Here is a 16,682-nt window from a genome sequence, read left to right on the forward strand (position 1 = left end):
TCGATAAAATTCGCACCGGAGGTGATGTGCCGTGACAAGCGTATTGCTGATCACCGGAGACGCGGCCGAAGACCTGGAGGTCATGTACCCGTACCAGCGGCTGCTCGAGGAGGGGTACGAGGTGCAGGTGGCCGCCCCAACCGCCAAGAAGCTGCAGTTCGTCGTGCACGACTTCGTCGACGGTTTCGATACCTATACCGAGAAACCCGGACACACCTGGCCCGCCGATATCGCGCTGGCCGATGTCGATCCGAGTCGGTACGCGGCGTTGGTACTGCCCGGCGGACGGGCGCCGGAGTACTTGCGCGGCGATGCGGAGTGCCGCAGGGTCGTCGAACATTTCGTCGACGAGGACAAGCCGATCGCGGCACTGTGCCATGGTCCGTTGATTCTCCTTGCCGTCGGCGCGCTGAACGGTCGTTCGTCGAGCGCCTATCCGGCGTTGGCACCGGACCTCAATGCCGTTGGCGCACAATGGGAAGACAGTCCTGCCCATGTCGACGGCAATATCGTGACGGGTCGCGCCTGGCCGGACCATCCGCAGTGGATGCGCGCATTCTTGGAGGTGTTGCGCGCCAAAGCGCCCGCACCGGGTCAGTAAGGTCTGGCGTCCCGCCTCGCACCGCACTACTATCACGTGTAGTAGACGAGTGGGAGGGGCTTCTATGGAAACCATGACAATCGAGCGCGTCATTCCCGCGCCGATCGATGATGTCTTCGCCTGGCTGACCAACGCACGCAACTACACGAAGGCACGAATTGTGCTGCGCGAGCGCTTGATCCAGCAGGGCGAGACAGCGCCGTACGGGCTCGGCGCCGTCCGAATCCTGACCTGGGGCATCGGCTGGTTCCGCGAACGCATCACCGGCTACGACGCACCACACGAATTCAGCTACCTCGTCGAGCGCAGCATTCCGGCGACCCGGCACGAGGGCGGCCGGCTGATCTTCACCGAGGTCGACGGCGGCACGCGGGTCACCTGGATCACCACCGCCGAAGCGCGCCTGCCCTTCGCCGCCGCCTGGTTCACCCGCGTGCTCGCCGAACCGGTGATCCTCTACTGCTTCGGCAAGGTGCTCGACGCCGCCGAATCCGCACTGGCCCAATCGAATCGGTAGGCGTCGAGATCCCCTCTCAGCGGTCGCGCGCGCCGAGTGTCAGGCATGCGAGCCCGAGTGCCAACACCGCCAAACCGCACCACGACACGATCGGCAACCGCTCGCCGACCACGACCACACCGAGCACCGCCGCCACGGCGGGTTCGGCGAGCGTCAATGTCGTCGCCACCTGCGCGGTCGTATGCCGCAGCCCGTAACCGAACAGGCGGTAGGCGACGAAGGTGGTGAACACCGCGAGATGCAGCGCCACCGCGATGCCGCGACCGGTATGCAGCCAGGATGTATCGGTGCACAATACAACCGGCAGCACCAGCAATCCGGCGATGCCGAACATCGTGCCCATCACCGCATTCGATGAATGGCCGTGCGCGATGAGCCTGCCGCCGATCAGCGAATAGACGGCGTAGGTGAGTCCACCGAATGCGGCGAGCACGATGCCGAACAGGTCGACCGGTGCGGTCCCGCCCGTCACCGCGGGTCCGAGCACGAGGACAGCACAGCCGACTACCGCCGCCGCGGTGGCACCGACCCACCGCCGGGTCGGTTTACCCTGCCCGGCAACCCAGGCCAATAGCCCGGCGAAAACCGGCGCACTCCCCAGGGCGATCACGGTGGAGACGGCCACGCCCGTCCGCGCCACGGCCGGATAGAAGGTCACCGGATACCCCGCCACCGCCAACGCCCCGACAACAACCAACCACCACTCGCCGCGCGTGCACCGCAACCGCTGACCGGTGGACAAGAACAGCAACAAACCACCGAGCACCAACCCGGCAGATCCGATCGCCGCAGCGGGCGCACCCGCCGGAGCCAATGAACTCGTGGTCCCGGTGGTCCCCCACAGCACCGCCGCGCTCAGGATGGGAACCGGACCACTGAACGCCCGAACACCCGAATGTCCAACCACAACAAAAGATTTGATATCAGACAAGGCCATGCACTTCCGTCATCGAATTCGACAGGGATTCGAAACGGGCGCACGACATCACCTCGAGACTGCCCTCGCAGAACAGCCCGGACCGCGAATCAGAAATTCAGCAGGTGCGCCCGATCAGGCGCACGGCGGCGGCGTAACAGCATGCCAATAGATACCCACGCGACGATGCTAGCGCAATGCCTGGATCGGAGTTACCTCGGCAGATCAGGTGCGCTGAACAAAAGTCTTCGGACCGGATCAGTATCGAATGATCTTCGATAGAGTTGGCCTGGTGAGGAAGATTGATTCACCGATCGGGCCTGCGGTCGGTGCAGTGCGGACCACGCCCCGTCCGGCGGTCCAGTTGGACGATATCGACCGGATTCTGCTCGATCAGCTCGCACGCGACGGGCGCATGACCAATAGTGCGCTCGCCGATGTCGCGGGGATCGCGCCGTCGACATGTCTGGGGCGGGTGCGGTCGCTGGTGGAGCGCGGCGTGATTCGCGGATTCCACGCCGATATCGATCCGGCGGCGCTGGGCCGCAATCTACAGGCCATGATCGCGGTTCGGGTGCATGCCAACGCACGTCCACACCTCGCCGAGTTCGGGGAGCAATTGGCCGTATTCGACGAAGTGCTGAACGTGTACTTCATCGCGGGCGCCGACGACTATCTGATCCATGTCGCCACGGCCGACAGCGAGGGACTCCGGGTCTTCGTACTGGAACATCTGAGCGCACATCCCGCGGTCGCCTCCACCGAGACGATCCTCATCTTCGAGCACGTGCGCCCGCGAACCAGCCCGATGACTTAGCTCCCCCCGCTAGGCGGCCAACGTCTCGGCGGCGTAATTGTGTGCCACCGCAACGGATTCGGACAGCAGGTGGCCGCGGTGTGTGCTCAGACCGGCGGCCAGGCCCGGATCCGCGGCGACCGCATCGCGCCAGCCACGCTCGGCGAGCGAAATCGCGTACGGCAGTGTGGCATTGGTGAGTGCGACGGTCGAGGTGTACGGCACCGCGCCGGGCATATTGGCGACGCAGTAGAACACCGAATTGTGCACCGAGTAGGTCGGCTCGGCATGGGTGGTCGGCCGCGAATCCGCGAAACAACCGCCCTGATCGATGGCGATATCGACCAGGACCGAACCCGGCTTCATCTGTGCGACAAGGTCGTTGGACACCAGCGTCGGCGCCTTCGCGCCAGGCACGAGAACCGCGCCGATCACCAGGTCGGCCTCGCGGACCAGACTCTCCACCTCGAAGCTGTTGGAGATGATGGTGCGCACCTGACCGCGATATTGTTCGTCGAGTGTACGCAGGCGCGCGATATTCAGATCCAGCACCGTAACGTCCGCGTGCATGCCGACCGCGACGGCGATCGCATTGCTCCCCGAAACACCGCCGCCCAGCACCACCACCTTCGCTGGACGCGCACCCGGCACGCCGCCCATCAGCACGCCGCGACCGCCGCCGCTGCGCATCAGGTGATACGCGCCGGCCTGCGGCGCGAGCCGTCCCGCAACCTCGCTCATCGGCGCGAGCAGCGGCAGTGATCCGTCCTTACCGGTGACGGTCTCGTAGGCGATCGAGGTGATCCCGGAGTTCAGCAGCGCGTCGGTGCACATCTTGGATGCCGCCAGATGCAGGTAGGTGAACAGCAGCTGCCCCGCGCGCATGCGGGAATACTCCTCGGCCACCGGCTCTTTCACCTTGAGCACCATTTCCGCGGTGCCCCAGACCTCGTCGGCGGTGTCCAGCACCCGCGCCCCGACGGCCGCGTACGCCATATCCTCGAACGCCGATCCCCGGCCGGCACCGGTCTCGATGTACACCTCGTGTCCGCGCGAAACCAGCTCGTGCGCTCCGGCGGGTGTGCACGCGACCCGGTACTCGTGATTTTTGACCTCGCGGGGAATTCCGATCTTCATCAACACTCCTGTACGTCGATCCGGTGGATTGGCGACATGTGATCCGTTCGATCACCTCAGTGCGATTATGAAGATCATTCAAGATCAGGTCTATATTTGTGAAGATAGTTCTCTATTTCACGAGTAGGGTGTCCCGATATTCATATTCGAGGACCGGCCGGAGTCCCGATTCGAAACATATTCGGCCTAGCCCTGCGGGATCTGACCGATGGCCCACTCGGCCCACTCTTGGCTCATCGCATGGAACCGCTTACCCCACTCCATCGCGATGCGTCCGTAGACGGACAGGTCGTCATCGTCCCAGTCGATCGACGCCTCGAGTGCGGCCAGTTCGGCCCCGGCCTTCTTGGATCCGGTTTCGATATCGGACAGGTAGTCGCGGGCATACGCCCGGGAAACCGCGCCGAGGAAGAACACGCGCAGCAGCATTTCATTGCGCGCCACGCGTTTCGGCTTGGTCGTGGTGAGCCACTCCCGCAGATCCGCCAGGCCCGCTTCGGTGATCGTGTATTCCTTGCGGCCGCGCGGTCCCTCATCCGATACCGCAATCGAGCCCGCATCGGCGAGCTTGGTGAGTTCGGTATAGATCTGACTCTGGGTGGCCGGCCACACATTGGCCAGCGACACCTTGAATCGTTGCAGCAGGTCGTAGCCACTGGCCGGACGATCGGCCAGTAGTCCGAGCAGGGCATACCGGAGACTCATACCATCAGCCTACATTCCACTCTTGACATGTCGAAAGATGAGCCTCTAACTTGGACATGTCAAAACTGGAATATCGAGGAGTTCTCGGACATGTCCTATCTGCGCGCTTTCGCCCCATGGATCGTCTTCGCGGTGGTCCCGTCGCAGTACTGGCAGTGGGCAGCGCTTGCCGCGTCGGGCGTCTCGGTGCTCGGTATCGCTCAGCAGGTCCGGGCCGGTCAGCGACTGGAAGCCATGGCCATCGATATCGGCTCGGTTGTCTTCTTCTCGGCACTGACCGTCCTCGCCTTCGCCGATCCGGACAGCGCCCTGCACCCCTACACTCCGGCGCTCTCCTCCGCCGTGCTCGCCGTGGTCGCGGGCGTCTCGCTGGCCGTGCGTACGCCGTTCACATTGCCGATCGCCAAACAAACCACGCCGCAGGAACTTTGGGATCATCCGGTCTTCATCCGCACGGCGTATGTCATCACCTCGGTGTGGACCGCGAGTTTCGTCATCGGCTGCGTCGCACTGACCGCGCTCGCGCACTCCGCCTCTGGTGTGCGCACCACCGTGCAGGTCCTCGCCTTCGTCCTACCGGTGCTCTTCACGATCCGCTACGTCGCCTACATCCGGGCGAAGGCGAACTCGCTCGACCCTTCCGCATCCTGAACAGATAGGCCTCAGCATGACCACCTCGGTTCCGCACCTCACCGGCAACTACGCACCCGTCACCGAAGAACTCACCGCCTACGAATTACCGGTCACCGGAACGATTCCCGCGGAATTGACCGGCTGGTATTTGCGCAACGGCCCGAATCCGCATGCCGCGGCCTCCGCGCACTGGTTCCTCGGCGACGGCATGGTGCACGGCGTCCGGCTCGAACAGGGCCGCGCCGTCTCCTACCGCAACCGATGGGTCCGCACCTCGACCTTCACCGAAGGCGCTCGGGTGCGCGATGCCGATGGCAACCTCGATCTCACCGCGGGGCACGCCAATACGCATGTCATCCAGCACGCCGGGCGCACCCTGGCACTGGTCGAATCGTCCTACCCGTACGAATTGACCTGCGAGCTGGATACGGTCGGCCCCTACGACTTCGACGGCCAGCTGCGCACCGCCATGACCGCGCATCCCAAGACCTGCCCGACAACCGGCGAACTGCACTTCTTCGGCTACAACTTCACCGCGCCCTATCTGACCTACCACCGCGCGGACGCCGCAGGCAATCTAGTGGTCAGCCGCCCGATCGAGGTGCCCGCCGCGACCATGCACCACGACTTCAACCTCACCGCCGGCCATGTCGTATTCATGGATCTGCCAGTGGTTTTCGATCTCGAAACCGCCAAATCCGGTGGCGGCATGCCGTTCCGATGGCGCGACGATTACCAGGCCCGGCTCGGGGTGCTGCGTCGTGACGACCCGCACGGCACAATCCGGTGGTTCCCGATCGATCCGTGCTACGTCTTCCACACCCTCAATGCTCACGATGAGCCGGGCCGGATCGTGCTGCATGTGATTCGGTATCCCAGTCTGTGGCGGCAGGATTCGCACCTTCCGGAGCACGCCTCGCTCTGGCGCTGGACCATCGATCTGGTCACCGGCACCGTCGCCGAAGAACAGCTCGACGATCGAGACGCCGAATTCCCGCGCATCGACGACCGGCTCGCGGGTCTGGATTCCCGCTTCGGCCACGCCACCGTCGCCGGGGACAGCGGCGCACTACTGCGCTACGACCTGCACACCGGCACCAGCGCGGCACACGAATTCGGTCCGGGCCGCATTCCGGCCGAGGCCGCATTCGCACCCGCGGACGACCGCCCCGGCGGCGACGGCTATCTCATGACCTACGTCTACAACGCTGAGACCGACCGGAGCGACCTCGTCATCGTCGACGTGTCCGAGCTGGCCGCGCCACCCGTGGCGACCATCCATCTACCCGCTCGGGTGCCCTACGGATTTCACGGAAACTGGCTGGCCGACAAATGATTTCAGCCTTTGACCGCGAGCACCAGCTTGCCGGTCGAGGCCCGACTCGCCATCAACCGGTGTGCCTCGGCGACCTCGGACAGCGGGAACTCCGCGGTGATCGGCAGTTCCACCTGCCTCGTGGTGACCAACCGGAATGCCCGTTCGGCAATCTCGCGCAATACCTGGGGCGCATCGGCGGTGAGGCCGAGGATCGAGAAACCGGAGATCGACAGCCCCCTCGGGTAGAGCTCGGGCTGGCCGATTTGCCAGCCCGGCTCACCACTGGCATTGCCGTAGGAGATCAGCCGACCGAACAGCGCCAGCGATTCGAGACCACGCCGCAAGGTCTGCCCGCCGACCGGGTCGAGCACGATATCGACACCGCGTCCACCGGTCGCCTCCCGGACATCGGTCTCGAAGGTTTCGGCGAGGAAGGCATCGTCATAACCGAGTTTGCGCGCGTATTCCGCCTTGGCCTCGCTGGAGACCACGCCGTATACCGCGCCGGCCCCCGCCAACTTGGCCACCTGCCCCACCACGGTGCCCACCCCGCCCGCCGCGGCCTGCACCAGCACGGTCTCCCCCGGCTGCAGCTTGGCGACAGTATTGATCAGCGCATAAGCGGTCGGCAAGACCGTGGGAAGCGTTGCGGCCGTTCGCAAATCGACACCACCGGGCACTGCGAACACCGTCGCGGCGGTGACCACGGCGACCTCGGCGTAGGCGCCGCCCTCGGTGATCGCCGCCACCGACTGTCCCACCGTGAACCCGTCGACATCGGCGCCGATCGAGCGCACCCGGCCCGACAGTTCGAGTCCCGGCACGAACGGCAGATCCCGGACCCGATACCCCACCGAACGCGCCTGCAGGTCGGCGAAGTTCACCCCGACATATTCGACATCGATCGCGACCTCACCTGGCCCCGGCTCCGGAGCATCGAGCTCCACCTCCTGCAACACCTCGGGTCCGCCCAGTTCACCGATCTGAATCGCCCGCATAACCCCACGCTCCACTAGACACACCGACGAAATAGTTCTAGCAGGAATCGGAGTTACCGGCAGTCCACGACGAGTGCCGTCGCATTGTCGGTGCTACCGGCCTGTAATGCGTTGTCCACCAAGGTTTCCGCGGTGTTGGCCGCGGTTTTGCCCGCGACGAGTATCGACTTGATCTCGACCATATCGAGCCGCTTGTGCACGCCGTCGGTGCTCAACAGCAGTCGGCCCCGGCTCGATCCGGTGGCGGCGCGGCCGATGACATCCGGACTCGCGGTGCGGGTGGAGGTGGTGACGAGGTGGTCCATGCGGTTCGCCGGGCGAACCCCTCTGGCGCGCATGAACTCCGCAACGGTGTGGTCGGTGGTGATCTGGTGCAGCACCCGGCCGTTCCAGCGGTAGGCGCGACAGTCCCCGACCCAGGCGATATCGCAGGGCCCGTCGGGCTGATCGGCGGCGGGCAGCACGGCGATCACGAGCACACTGTCGGCCTGCTCTTCCGGGAATTCACGCAGCAACTCCTGCTGGGCCGCGACCACGCCGGCCAGCGCGCCGTTGCCCGCACCGATCCGCGCGGCGACCGAGGCCGCGGTCCGCGCTGCCCTGGCCGCTGGCAGGTTGTCGCCGACCCCGTCGGCGACAACGAACGCGGTGCGTCCGACAGTGGCGTCGGTGTAGGTGGCGAAGGCGTCGGCATTGAGCGAACGCCGCCCACGGCTGCTCACCACACCGGGTGTGATACCGCCGAGCCTTACCGACTCGGGACGGACGATGGCGATCGAAGCGGTTGTCTGCAAGGTCTGACCTCCTTGGGCTGGACCTGCCCCAACACTGCCGATCCGCACAACTCTGTAACTCCAGTGAACCTCGGTTTTCCGTGTACCGTGCCAAAATTACGTGAGAGAATCCTTTGAATCGTCGGCGCACCCGCCGTGGGCATCCGGCTCCCGAAATACGATGGCTCGGTGGACAGCGACGACGGCCTCGATCAACTGCTGGCAAACCGCGGTAACTGGGATGCCCGTGCCCCGATTCACGCGGCCAGCGAGTTCTATCGCGATCGCGATTCGTCGTATTGGTTCGCGCCCTTCGAATGGGGTGTCCTCGGCGACGTGCGCGACCGCGATGTGCTGCATCTGCAGTGCCATCTCGGTACCGAGACAATCGAATTCGCCAAGCGCGGGGCTGCGGCGGTCGGTCTCGACTTCTCCTCCGCTTCCATCCGGCACGCCCGAGAACTCGCCGCCGATGCCGTCGAGTACGTGTGCGCCGATGTCTACGATGCACCGAATGCAGTGGGGCACAGGCAATTCGATATCGTCTACACCGGAAAGGGTGCGCTCTGCTATCTGCCCGACCTGCCGCGCTGGGCGGCGGTACTCGCCGAACTGCTGCGCCCGGGCGGCCTCGTGTACATCGTGGAATTCCACCCGCTGCTGCACTCCCTCGGGCCTACGCCATCGGCCGGCATCGATCCGGATTCGCTTGTCCTGCACGATGATTACCTCGAGGGGCGCGGTGCTCAGCGTCGCGACAGCGACCACACCTACACCGACGGCCCGGCATTGACCAGTGACACCACGGTGTACGAATGGCGCCACGGGCTCGGCGAGGTGATCAATGCCCTGATCGGCGCGGGGCTGCGCATTACCGATCTCAGCGAAACCGAGATGTTGCCGTGGCCCCGGTGGTCGCGCATGATCCGCACCGAAAACGGTTGGTTCCGGCTCCCGCCGGCGGACCCCATCCTCCCGTTGCTGTACGGATTGGCGGCAACCAAACCGGCCTAGCCACAGCACATCCCGCAACTTTGCTACACGATAGCCACTGCACTCTTTACACTGCGACGATCCACATCGAGGGAGCGTCGAGTGTCCACTACCGTTCAGGTCTTGTTCGTTGTCGTCGCCGTGCTCGTCGGCATCATCGTCGCGGTGATATCCGGAATTCTCTCCAAGGTCAGTGGCTCGCCCGCTGGCATCGTGATCCGCGACGGCGGCGTCGCCTTCGCGGGTACGGCCGGTCTGACCCTGCTACTACTCAAGGCCATCGGGGTGCTTTGAGCGCCCTCGAGGCCGAATCCCACCTCACGCACTCGGTGTGCGCCGATCGAAGAGCCGATCGCGCGCTACCTCGAGCGCACGCGATACCGCACCGCTGAGCACTCCGTCGTCGCCGAGCGTGCTGGCGACGATGCGCGGACGCAGCGGTCCGAGTTCGGCCATCCGCCGAGCAATGGAATCGCCGAGCAGGTCGAGATTGTGGCCGATGCCCCCGCCCAGGACCACGAGTTCCGGATCCAGAATTGCCGACACCGCGGTGATGAGGGCGCCGATGCGACGGCCCTCGGCCTCGACGACCGAGCGCGCCCGCGCATCACCGGCCGCGGCCGCGGCGAAGATGTCCTTCGCCGATGCTGGACTCAGCCCGGCTTGCCGCGCGCTGCGGGTTACACCGCCCGCCGCGGCAACGGTCTCGGTCATGCCGCGCTGGCGGGCGTCATCGGGTGCCGCCTCGACCTCGGTGGCGGGTAGGAACGAAACCTCACCCGCCGCACCGGTGCTGCCGACGTAGAGTTCACCGTTGATCACAATGCCCATGCCGACGCCGGTGCCGATCGAGACCAGCACGAAGTTGCGCATGCCGACGCCCGCACCGAAGGTGAGTTCCCCGACGGCGGCGAGATTGATGTCGTTCTCGATCGCCGACTCGACCTCCAGCGCAGCACGCAACTGCCCGACGAGTCCGGCGCGACCCCAACCGGGCAGATTCGGGGCGTAGTCGAGCCGACCGGTGGCCGGATTGAGCACACCCGGACCGCCGATTACCGCGTAATGAACCTCCGCCCAACTCATTTCGGCATCGGCTGCCACCCGGTGCGCCAGCGTGCGGACCCGGCGCACCAGATCGACGGCCGAGCGGGCCGAATTGGGGATATCCCGACGGGCGATGAATTCACCGCGCAGATCGGCGATCGCGAGCCGGACCCAGTGCCTGCCGATATCGACTCCGGCCACCACACCGGCGCGCACATTCACGTCGTAGATCGCCGTCGTCGGTCCGGGCCGCCCGCTCAGCGAACCGACGAGCTGCACCAATCCGGCCTCCTCCAGACCCGCGAGCGCCGCCGAGACCGTCGGTTTGGACAGGCCGCTGGCCTTGGCCAGCTCCCCCCGCGAGGACGGTCCGTGCACCCGGAGCCGGTCGAGCAGCAACCGCTCGTTCATCGTCCGCAGCAGTTGGGGATTGCCGACCCTGCTCACTGATCCTCCTCTGCGTAACACTGGACACCCCGCTGTTAGTAAACTACCTTTCTTATCAACGCTCAACCGGGCGCACCTCTCATTCCCCTCTCGGCACGGTGATTCTCATGCGTCGAATTCTGCTCATCACCGCGGCGGCAGCCGCATTAGTCCTGGCGGCAGGCTGTAGCTCGGGCTCCGGCGAACCGAAAACGGGCGGTGACAACCCGACGATCGCGCTACTGCTGCCGGAGTCCAAAACCACCCGCTACGAGGCATTCGACCGGCCACTGTTCGAAGCGAAGACCAAGCAGCTGTGCGCGAGTTGCCGGGTGCTCTACTTCAATGCCGATCAGGATGCGGCCAAACAGCAGAGTCAATTCGAGTCCGCGCTCACCCAGGGCGCCGATGTCATCGTGCTGGACGCGGTCAATGCCGATGCCGTTGCGCCGCAGGTCAATCAGGCCAAGCAGAAGAAGATCCCGGTGATCGCCTATGACCGGCTGATATCCGGTATCGGCTACGAGTACTACGTCTCCTTCGACAATGTGAAGGTCGGCAAGGTGCAGGGCGAGGCGCTGCTGGCCGAGCTGACCAAGCGCGGCACCGTCGACAAGGGACAGGTGGTGATGATCAACGGCGCGCCGACCGACCCGAGTGCCGGCGATTACAAGACCGGCGCGCATCAAGCGCTGGACGGAAAGGTCAAGGTCGCCAGGGAATTCGACACCCCTGACTGGTCGCCGGATAAGGCGCAGCAGGAGATGGAGCAGTCGATCACCGCACTCGGCAAGGATTCGATCGTCGGCGTCTACTCGGCCAACGACGGTATGGCCAGCGGAATCATCGCGGCCCTGAAGCGGGCGGGCTATGCGAGCCTGCCGCCGCTGACCGGCCAGGACGGCGAACTCACTGCCGTACAACGGATTCTGACCGGCGAGCAGACCATGACCATCTACCTCAACTATCGAGCCCAGGCCGAGCAGGCGGCCGAACTCGCCGTCGCACTCGGCAAGGGCGAAAAGCCGGCTGCCCCTGCGACAACCGATAACGGGTCGGCGAAAATCCCGTCGTTCCTGCTCGATGCGATCCCGGTGAACAAGGACAACCTGAAGGACACGATCGTCAAGGACGGCCTCTACACCGCCGCCGAAATCTGCACGCCGGATGTCGCGGCGGCATGCCGGGCCGCGGGACTCGAATGAGTACCGCGACAACGGTTCTCTCCGCCCGCGGCATCACCAAGCGTTATGGTGCGGTACAGGCACTGGCCGGCGCCGGTCTCGAGGTGCGGGCCGGTGAAGTGGTCGCGCTCGTCGGCGATAACGGCGCGGGCAAATCGACGCTGGTGAAGGTGATCTCCGGGGCAATCGTCGCCGATGAGGGGGAGATCACCTTCGCCGGGGCGCCGGTGCGGATCGGCCGTCCACAGGACGCGCAGGCGCTCGGGATAACCACGGTATTCCAGGATCTCGCACTGTGCGACAACCTCGATGTCGTCGCCAATCTCCATCTCGGCACGGAGACAAGGAAATTGAGCGTGCTGTCCGAGATCGCGATGGAGCGCAGCGCACGGGATCTGCTGCGATCGCTGGATGTGAAGATCAAGGATGTGCGGGTGCCGGTTTCCGCGCTTTCGGGCGGACAGCGGCAGTCGGTCGCGATCGCCAGGGCGCTGCTGGGGCAGCCGAAGATGGTGATTCTCGACGAACCGACCGCCGCGCTCGGTGTCGAACAGACCGCTCAGGTACTCGCGCTGATCGGTCGCCTGCGCGAGCACGGTCTCGCGGTGCTGTTGATCTCGCACAACCTGGTCGATGTGCGGACGGTCAGCGATCGCGTCGTGGTGCTGCGCCTCGGGCGCAATGCCGGTGAATTCGAGACCGCGCAGGCCAGTCAGGAGGCCATTGTCGCCGCGATCACGGGAGCCGTGTGATGAGTGATCTCGCCATGAAACAACCTGCACTGCAAGGAAATCCGCTGCGCGCGCGGACCGATGCGGTGGCGGACCGACTGCGCCGCGGCGATGTCGGTGCCATGCCGGTGGCGGTCGGGCTGGTCGTCATCGCGGTGGTCTTCGATCGACTCAACGAGCATTTCCTGTCCGCGGAGAATCTCACCAATCTCGCCCTGCAGATGGCCGCGACCGGGACCATCGCACTCGGCATCGTGCTGGTGCTGCTGCTCGGCGAGATCGACCTGTCGGCCGGATCGGTCAGCGGGCTGACGGCCGTGGTGATGACGCAGCTGTATGTGCACCATGGCTGGAATCCGGTGTTCGCGGTGCTCGCCGCGCTCGCCGTCGGCGCGGCGATCGGACTGCTGCATGGGTTGATGCGGACGAAGCTGAGTATGCCGTCGTTCGTGGTGACACTGGCCGGGTTGATCGGCTGGCAGGGATTGATGCTGTATCTGCTCGGCAAGGAAGGGACGGTCAATCTGCCCTTCGACCGCGGTATCGCGAAGATCAGCGATACCTGGCTGCTGCCGTGGCTTGCGTGGCTGCTGGTTGCGGTGCTGGCGGGTGGGCATCTGATCACCAGTCTGCTGACCCGGCGGCAGCGGGTTCGCGCCGAACTGGCGGTGTCGGCTCCGGGATGGATCGCGGTGCGTTCCGGCGGGCTTGCGCTGCTGCTGGCCGCCACCGTGCTGGTGCTGAACTCCGATCGCGGGGTGCCGCTGACTCTGGTGATCTTCGGCGGACTGGTCCTTGCCATCGATCTGGTGCTGCGGCGCACCGTCTTCGGGCGACGCATCTACGCCGTGGGCGGCAATGCCGAGGCCGCGCGGCGGGCCGGTATCAATGTCACCTGGGTGCGCATCGCCGCGTTCATCGGATGTTCCGCGCTCGCGACCGTCGGTGGGATACTCGCGGCGTCTCGACTGGTTGCGGTCAACCAGAGTTCCGGCGGCAGCGACATTCTGCTCAATGCCATCGCCGCTGCCGTCATCGGCGGCACCAGCTTGTTCGGCGGACGTGGGCGCGCCTATGCGGCGCTACTGGGAATCCTTGTCATCCAATCGATTACGAATGGCATGCTGCTGTTGAACGTCGATTCGTCGGTGCGGTTCATGGTCACCGGCACGGTGCTCGCGGTATCGGTTGCCATCGATTCGGTGGCCCGGCGCGGCGCCGAAGGAGCTCGTTGAGGTCAGCTGCCGAAGACGACGCAGGCGAAGCTGACGTGCACACCGGTGCCGACCCGGACGTCGACCGTTCCGATGGGCGTGACATCCGGGGCCTGCACGGCGCTGAGCGTGTGCGGGCCGGTGGTCTTCGGGATCCAGGTCAGCAGGGCGATACCGCCCAGCGGTCGGACCACTCCGAACAGGACTCCGTTGTCGTAGAAGGAGACCGGTTCGGCGGCATTGTCGACATAGGCCTCTGCGGTGGCCGGGCAGTCGGTGCCGTAGTTGGTCGCCATGCCGTAATTCGAATCCGGCATCACACCCACCCGCGTCACCGCGGCATTCGCCGTCGGCGCGGTGCAGGCCAATGCGGCGATCGCGGTGCCGAACACGGTCGCGGTCGTGATCGTTCGGTAGCTCATGATTCGGTCCTCGTCGTGCGGTGCCGAGTTGCCAAGCGGAGATCATAGATAGTCGCGCAGGAGCTACACCCCGAATCGCCCAGCGTTTCGCCATAATGTACTCGGCGGTTTGTTTCGCGGGTCGATATCAGCGGTCGCGCACGATCCGAGTTAGAACGTGTTCTAACGTGTCGGGTATGGACGTGACATACGAAGGCACGAAACGGGAGCTTGCCACCGACCAGGGCGTGCTGCGCTATCACGAGGCGGGCGACGGGCCGCCGCTGTTACTGCTGCACGGCTCCGGGATCGGCGTGAACGGGTGGCGCAACTACCGCGGGAATCTCGCGGTCTTCGCCGAGCACTTCCACTGCTACATCCTCGAATTTCCCGGATTCGGCGTGAGCGACCCGGTGAACGGACATCCCGTGCTGACCGCGGGCGCGGCGGTACTGCGATTCATGGACGCGCTCGGCATCGAATCCGCGGCCATGGTCGGCAATTCGATGGGTGGTGTGGTCGCGGCGAATCTGGCGATTCAGCATCCGCAGCGGGTGCGCAAGCTGGTCACCATCGGCGGGATCGGTCCGAATATCTTCAGCTCCAGTCCGAGCGAGGGGATTCGGCTGCTGCAGGAATTCGCCGACAAACCCGATCGGGACAAGCTGCTGCGCTGGTTGCGGGCCATGGTCTACGACCCCGCGGTGATCACCGATGAGATCATCGAGGAACGCTGGGCGGCCGCGCAGCATCCGGACACCCAGCAGACCGCCGCCATGATGTACGGCTCGGCCGCCTGGGCCATGCAGCAGAAATTCCTGGCGAATTCGAATACGCCGCCCTACTGGTCGATGCTGCACAAAGTGCAATGCCCGACCCTGCTCACCTGGGGTCTGGACGACCGGGTCAGCCCGCCGGATATGGCGCTTGTCCCGATGCGGCAGATCCCCAATGCCGAACTGCATGTGTTCCCGAACAGCGGGCACTGGGTCATGATCGAGGCCAAGGCGGCCTTCGAACGCGCCACCCTGGAATTCCTGCGCCGCTGACCTCAGACCCGGTGTCGGCACCCTACGCCGGACGGCATGCCTTGGCAGTGACCGGAATCTCCGGAAATTCCGGCAAGGACTCGTTCGTCTTGGGCGCCATGATGCGTTCCATACCTGCCATGGACTCCAGCACGGGGAGCCGCGTGAGGGTATTCCGAATCGCCATGCCCGAGCGGGTTTTCGGCACCATCAGCCGCAGGTTCGGTCCGATTTGCTGTTTGCGGTCGACCAGTGCGCGGTGGCTCTGCTCGTAGCGGCGGAAACCGGTGCGGTAGTCGCCGTTCGCCGCAGCGAGTGCGCCGGCGAGCCGGTATGCGCCGACGAGGGCGAGTTCGGCACCGGCTCCGGATGCCGGTGAGGCGCAATAGGCAGCGTCCCCGACGAGGGCGATGCGGCCGGTCGACCAGGAATCCATATGGACCTGACCGAGAGCGTCGAAATACAGGTCCGGATCGGCGAGCGCGTCGCCGAGCAGCTGTGCCACGTGCCATGCGGATTCGGCGCCGAACCGGGCGGTCAGCAGCGCGCGGGCCGCGGCGGTATCCCTCGGATCGAGGTCGAGGATGGGGCTGCGGAACACGAAGTAGGCCTTGGCCTGTGCGTGATTGCCGGAACGGTAGATGCCTGCCATCGCACCCGGGGTGTTGTAGACGCTGACCCAGCGATCGGGCCCGAGCGCCGCATCGGCGTTACCGAAGGCGAAGTAGTGGTCCAGGTGCCGGACGAAATTCGATTCCGGACCGAAGGCCAGGCGCCGCACGGTGGAGTGCAGGCCGTCCGCGCCGATGACCAGGTCGAACCGCCGTTGCGGGGCGTGTTCGAAGGTGACGGTGACGCCGTCGTCATCCTCGTCGAGGGCCCGGATCGAATCGCCGAACAGGTATTCCACGTCGCTGTTGCTGTCGTGCAGGACCCGGACGAGATCGCCGCGCATGATCTCCACCTCGGCGCTGGCGTACTTGTCCTTGATCTTCTGCATATCCACCTTGGCGATGGGATGGCCGTCGGCGTTCACGAACCGCATACCGGCGACATCGGCGGCCGCCGACTGGATCTGCGCCATGATGCCCATGCGCTCGGCGACCTCGATTGCCTGTTCCCGCACATCCACCCCTTGGCCGCCGACTCGCAGACCGGCCGCACGCTCGACGATGGTCGGCTGGAAGCCGTGCCGCACAAGCCAATACGCCAACGTCTGTCCGGCGATGCTCGCACCGGAGATCAGAATCCGCATTGCCCGCTC

The 16,682-nt window shown here is 65.3% G+C and carries 19 protein-coding genes; 11 read left to right on the forward strand and 8 right to left on the reverse strand.

The features are described from left to right. Positions 1-31: 31 nt before the first annotated feature. Entirely contained in the window at positions 32-601 is a 570-nt protein-coding gene (locus ACIBW7_RS19305; RefSeq protein ID WP_157124067.1) for a DJ-1/PfpI family protein, read from the forward strand. A gap of 73 nt (positions 602-674) precedes the next feature. After that, positions 675-1,118, forward strand: a complete 444-nt coding sequence (locus ACIBW7_RS19310) for an SRPBCC family protein (RefSeq protein WP_397047958.1) — start codon at positions 675-677, stop codon at positions 1,116-1,118. 16 nt (positions 1,119-1,134) lie between these two features. Here the strand turns inward: ACIBW7_RS19310 and ACIBW7_RS19315 are convergent, their stop codons facing one another. Further along, positions 1,135-2,025 carry an EamA family transporter gene (locus tag ACIBW7_RS19315; RefSeq protein ID WP_397047960.1) on the reverse strand — a complete coding sequence of 297 codons (891 nt, stop codon included), beginning with the start codon at positions 2,023-2,025 and terminating at the stop codon, positions 1,135-1,137. A gap of 322 nt (positions 2,026-2,347) precedes the next feature. On the opposite strand from ACIBW7_RS19315, the gene ACIBW7_RS19320 reads away from it, so the two are divergent. Continuing rightward, entirely contained in the window at positions 2,348-2,851 is a 504-nt protein-coding gene (locus ACIBW7_RS19320; protein WP_397048188.1) for an Lrp/AsnC family transcriptional regulator, read from the forward strand. A 9-nt stretch (positions 2,852-2,860) separates the two neighbouring features. Here the strand turns inward: ACIBW7_RS19320 and ald are convergent, their stop codons facing one another. Together ald and ACIBW7_RS19330 are read right to left on the reverse strand one after the other, a co-directional pair. Further along, complete coding sequence (ald, locus tag ACIBW7_RS19325) at positions 2,861-3,967, reverse strand: alanine dehydrogenase (RefSeq protein WP_397047962.1); 1,107 nt, start codon at positions 3,965-3,967, stop codon at positions 2,861-2,863. A 186-nt stretch (positions 3,968-4,153) separates the two neighbouring features. After that, positions 4,154-4,672: a PadR family transcriptional regulator gene (locus tag ACIBW7_RS19330; RefSeq protein ID WP_397047964.1), complete on the reverse strand. Its 519-nt coding sequence runs from the start codon at positions 4,670-4,672 to the stop codon at positions 4,154-4,156. Positions 4,673-4,762: 90 nt separating this feature from the next. Here ACIBW7_RS19330 and ACIBW7_RS19335 point away from each other — a divergent pair, with 90 nt between their 5' ends. Next, on the forward strand, positions 4,763-5,323 hold the full coding sequence (locus ACIBW7_RS19335) for a hypothetical protein (RefSeq protein ID WP_397047966.1): 561 nt from the start codon (positions 4,763-4,765) through the stop codon (positions 5,321-5,323). 16 nt (positions 5,324-5,339) lie between these two features. Continuing rightward, entirely contained in the window at positions 5,340-6,641 is a 1,302-nt protein-coding gene (locus ACIBW7_RS19340) for a carotenoid oxygenase family protein (RefSeq protein WP_397047968.1), read from the forward strand. A 2-nt stretch (positions 6,642-6,643) separates the two neighbouring features. On the opposite strand, the gene ACIBW7_RS19345 is transcribed toward ACIBW7_RS19340, so the two are convergent. Together ACIBW7_RS19345 and ACIBW7_RS19350 are read right to left on the reverse strand one after the other, a co-directional pair. After that, positions 6,644-7,621, reverse strand: a complete 978-nt coding sequence (locus ACIBW7_RS19345) for a zinc-binding alcohol dehydrogenase family protein (RefSeq protein ID WP_397047970.1) — start codon at positions 7,619-7,621, stop codon at positions 6,644-6,646. Between the two features lie 53 nt (positions 7,622-7,674). Then, positions 7,675-8,415 (reverse strand): PP2C family protein-serine/threonine phosphatase, encoded by a 741-nt coding sequence (locus ACIBW7_RS19350; protein WP_397047972.1) that lies wholly within the window; start codon positions 8,413-8,415, stop codon positions 7,675-7,677. A gap of 168 nt (positions 8,416-8,583) precedes the next feature. Between ACIBW7_RS19350 and ACIBW7_RS19355 the strand changes: the two genes are divergently transcribed. Then, positions 8,584-9,408, forward strand: coding sequence for a class I SAM-dependent methyltransferase (locus ACIBW7_RS19355; protein WP_397047974.1), 825 nt, complete (start codon positions 8,584-8,586; stop codon positions 9,406-9,408). Positions 9,409-9,489: 81 nt separating this feature from the next. Further along, entirely contained in the window at positions 9,490-9,681 is a 192-nt protein-coding gene (locus ACIBW7_RS19360) for a hypothetical protein (protein WP_062987240.1), read from the forward strand. A gap of 24 nt (positions 9,682-9,705) precedes the next feature. Here the strand turns inward: ACIBW7_RS19360 and ACIBW7_RS19365 are convergent, their stop codons facing one another. Further along, entirely contained in the window at positions 9,706-10,881 is a 1,176-nt protein-coding gene (locus tag ACIBW7_RS19365) for an ROK family protein (RefSeq protein WP_397047976.1), read from the reverse strand. Between the two features lie 107 nt (positions 10,882-10,988). Here ACIBW7_RS19365 and ACIBW7_RS19370 point away from each other — a divergent pair, with 107 nt between their 5' ends. From ACIBW7_RS19370 to ACIBW7_RS19380, 3 genes are read left to right on the forward strand one after another with little or no spacing between them, the layout of a single operon-like run. After that, positions 10,989-12,065 (forward strand): sugar ABC transporter substrate-binding protein, encoded by a 1,077-nt coding sequence (locus ACIBW7_RS19370; protein WP_397047978.1) that lies wholly within the window; start codon positions 10,989-10,991, stop codon positions 12,063-12,065. After that, positions 12,062-12,796 (forward strand): ATP-binding cassette domain-containing protein, encoded by a 735-nt coding sequence (locus tag ACIBW7_RS19375; RefSeq protein WP_397047981.1) that lies wholly within the window; start codon positions 12,062-12,064, stop codon positions 12,794-12,796. The genes ACIBW7_RS19370 and ACIBW7_RS19375 overlap by 4 nt, the downstream gene beginning before the upstream one ends. Then, the gene (locus ACIBW7_RS19380; protein ID WP_397047983.1) at positions 12,796-14,010 is read left to right on the forward strand and encodes a sugar ABC transporter permease; all 1,215 of its coding nucleotides are present in this window, start codon (positions 12,796-12,798) and stop codon (positions 14,008-14,010) included. The genes ACIBW7_RS19375 and ACIBW7_RS19380 overlap by 1 nt, the downstream gene beginning before the upstream one ends. Positions 14,011-14,012: 2 nt before the next feature. Here the strand turns inward: ACIBW7_RS19380 and ACIBW7_RS19385 are convergent, their stop codons facing one another. Continuing rightward, positions 14,013-14,411, reverse strand: coding sequence for a hypothetical protein (locus ACIBW7_RS19385; protein WP_397047985.1), 399 nt, complete (start codon positions 14,409-14,411; stop codon positions 14,013-14,015). A 176-nt stretch (positions 14,412-14,587) separates the two neighbouring features. Here ACIBW7_RS19385 and ACIBW7_RS19390 point away from each other — a divergent pair, with 176 nt between their 5' ends. Continuing rightward, complete coding sequence (locus ACIBW7_RS19390; RefSeq protein WP_397047987.1) at positions 14,588-15,439, forward strand: alpha/beta fold hydrolase; 852 nt, start codon at positions 14,588-14,590, stop codon at positions 15,437-15,439. 22 nt (positions 15,440-15,461) lie between these two features. On the opposite strand, the gene ACIBW7_RS19395 is transcribed toward ACIBW7_RS19390, so the two are convergent. Then, positions 15,462-16,673 carry an FAD-dependent monooxygenase gene (locus ACIBW7_RS19395; RefSeq protein ID WP_397047989.1) on the reverse strand — a complete coding sequence of 404 codons (1,212 nt, stop codon included), beginning with the start codon at positions 16,671-16,673 and terminating at the stop codon, positions 15,462-15,464. Positions 16,674-16,682 lie beyond the last annotated feature (9 nt).

It is taken from the genome of Nocardia sp. NPDC049526, from assembly GCF_044465765.1.
GTDB lineage: Bacteria > Actinomycetota > Actinomycetes > Mycobacteriales > Mycobacteriaceae > Nocardia.

What these genes read in the sequence shown, in the direction of transcription:
- ACIBW7_RS19310 (WP_397047958.1), top strand. Translation starts at nt 675, where the DNA reads ATGACAATCGAGCGCGTCATTCCCGCGCCGATCGATGATGTCTTCGCC.
- ald (WP_397047962.1), bottom strand. Translation starts at nt 3,967, where the DNA reads ATGAAGATCGGAATTCCCCGCGAGGTCAAAAATCACGAGTACCGGGTC.
- ACIBW7_RS19330 (WP_397047964.1), bottom strand. Translation starts at nt 4,672, where the DNA reads ATGAGTCTCCGGTATGCCCTGCTCGGACTACTGGCCGATCGTCCGGCC.
- ACIBW7_RS19335 (WP_397047966.1), top strand. Translation starts at nt 4,763, where the DNA reads ATGTCCTATCTGCGCGCTTTCGCCCCATGGATCGTCTTCGCGGTGGTC.
- ACIBW7_RS19340 (WP_397047968.1), top strand. Translation starts at nt 5,340, where the DNA reads ATGACCACCTCGGTTCCGCACCTCACCGGCAACTACGCACCCGTCACC.
- ACIBW7_RS19345 (WP_397047970.1), bottom strand. Translation starts at nt 7,621, where the DNA reads ATGCGGGCGATTCAGATCGGTGAACTGGGCGGACCCGAGGTGTTGCAG.
- ACIBW7_RS19370 (WP_397047978.1), top strand. Translation starts at nt 10,989, where the DNA reads ATGCGTCGAATTCTGCTCATCACCGCGGCGGCAGCCGCATTAGTCCTG.
- ACIBW7_RS19375 (WP_397047981.1), top strand. Translation starts at nt 12,062, where the DNA reads ATGAGTACCGCGACAACGGTTCTCTCCGCCCGCGGCATCACCAAGCGT.
- ACIBW7_RS19380 (WP_397047983.1), top strand. Translation starts at nt 12,796, where the DNA reads ATGAGTGATCTCGCCATGAAACAACCTGCACTGCAAGGAAATCCGCTG.
- ACIBW7_RS19385 (WP_397047985.1), bottom strand. Translation starts at nt 14,411, where the DNA reads ATGAGCTACCGAACGATCACGACCGCGACCGTGTTCGGCACCGCGATC.
- ACIBW7_RS19390 (WP_397047987.1), top strand. Translation starts at nt 14,588, where the DNA reads ATGGACGTGACATACGAAGGCACGAAACGGGAGCTTGCCACCGACCAG.
- ACIBW7_RS19395 (WP_397047989.1), bottom strand. Translation starts at nt 16,673, where the DNA reads ATGCGGATTCTGATCTCCGGTGCGAGCATCGCCGGACAGACGTTGGCG.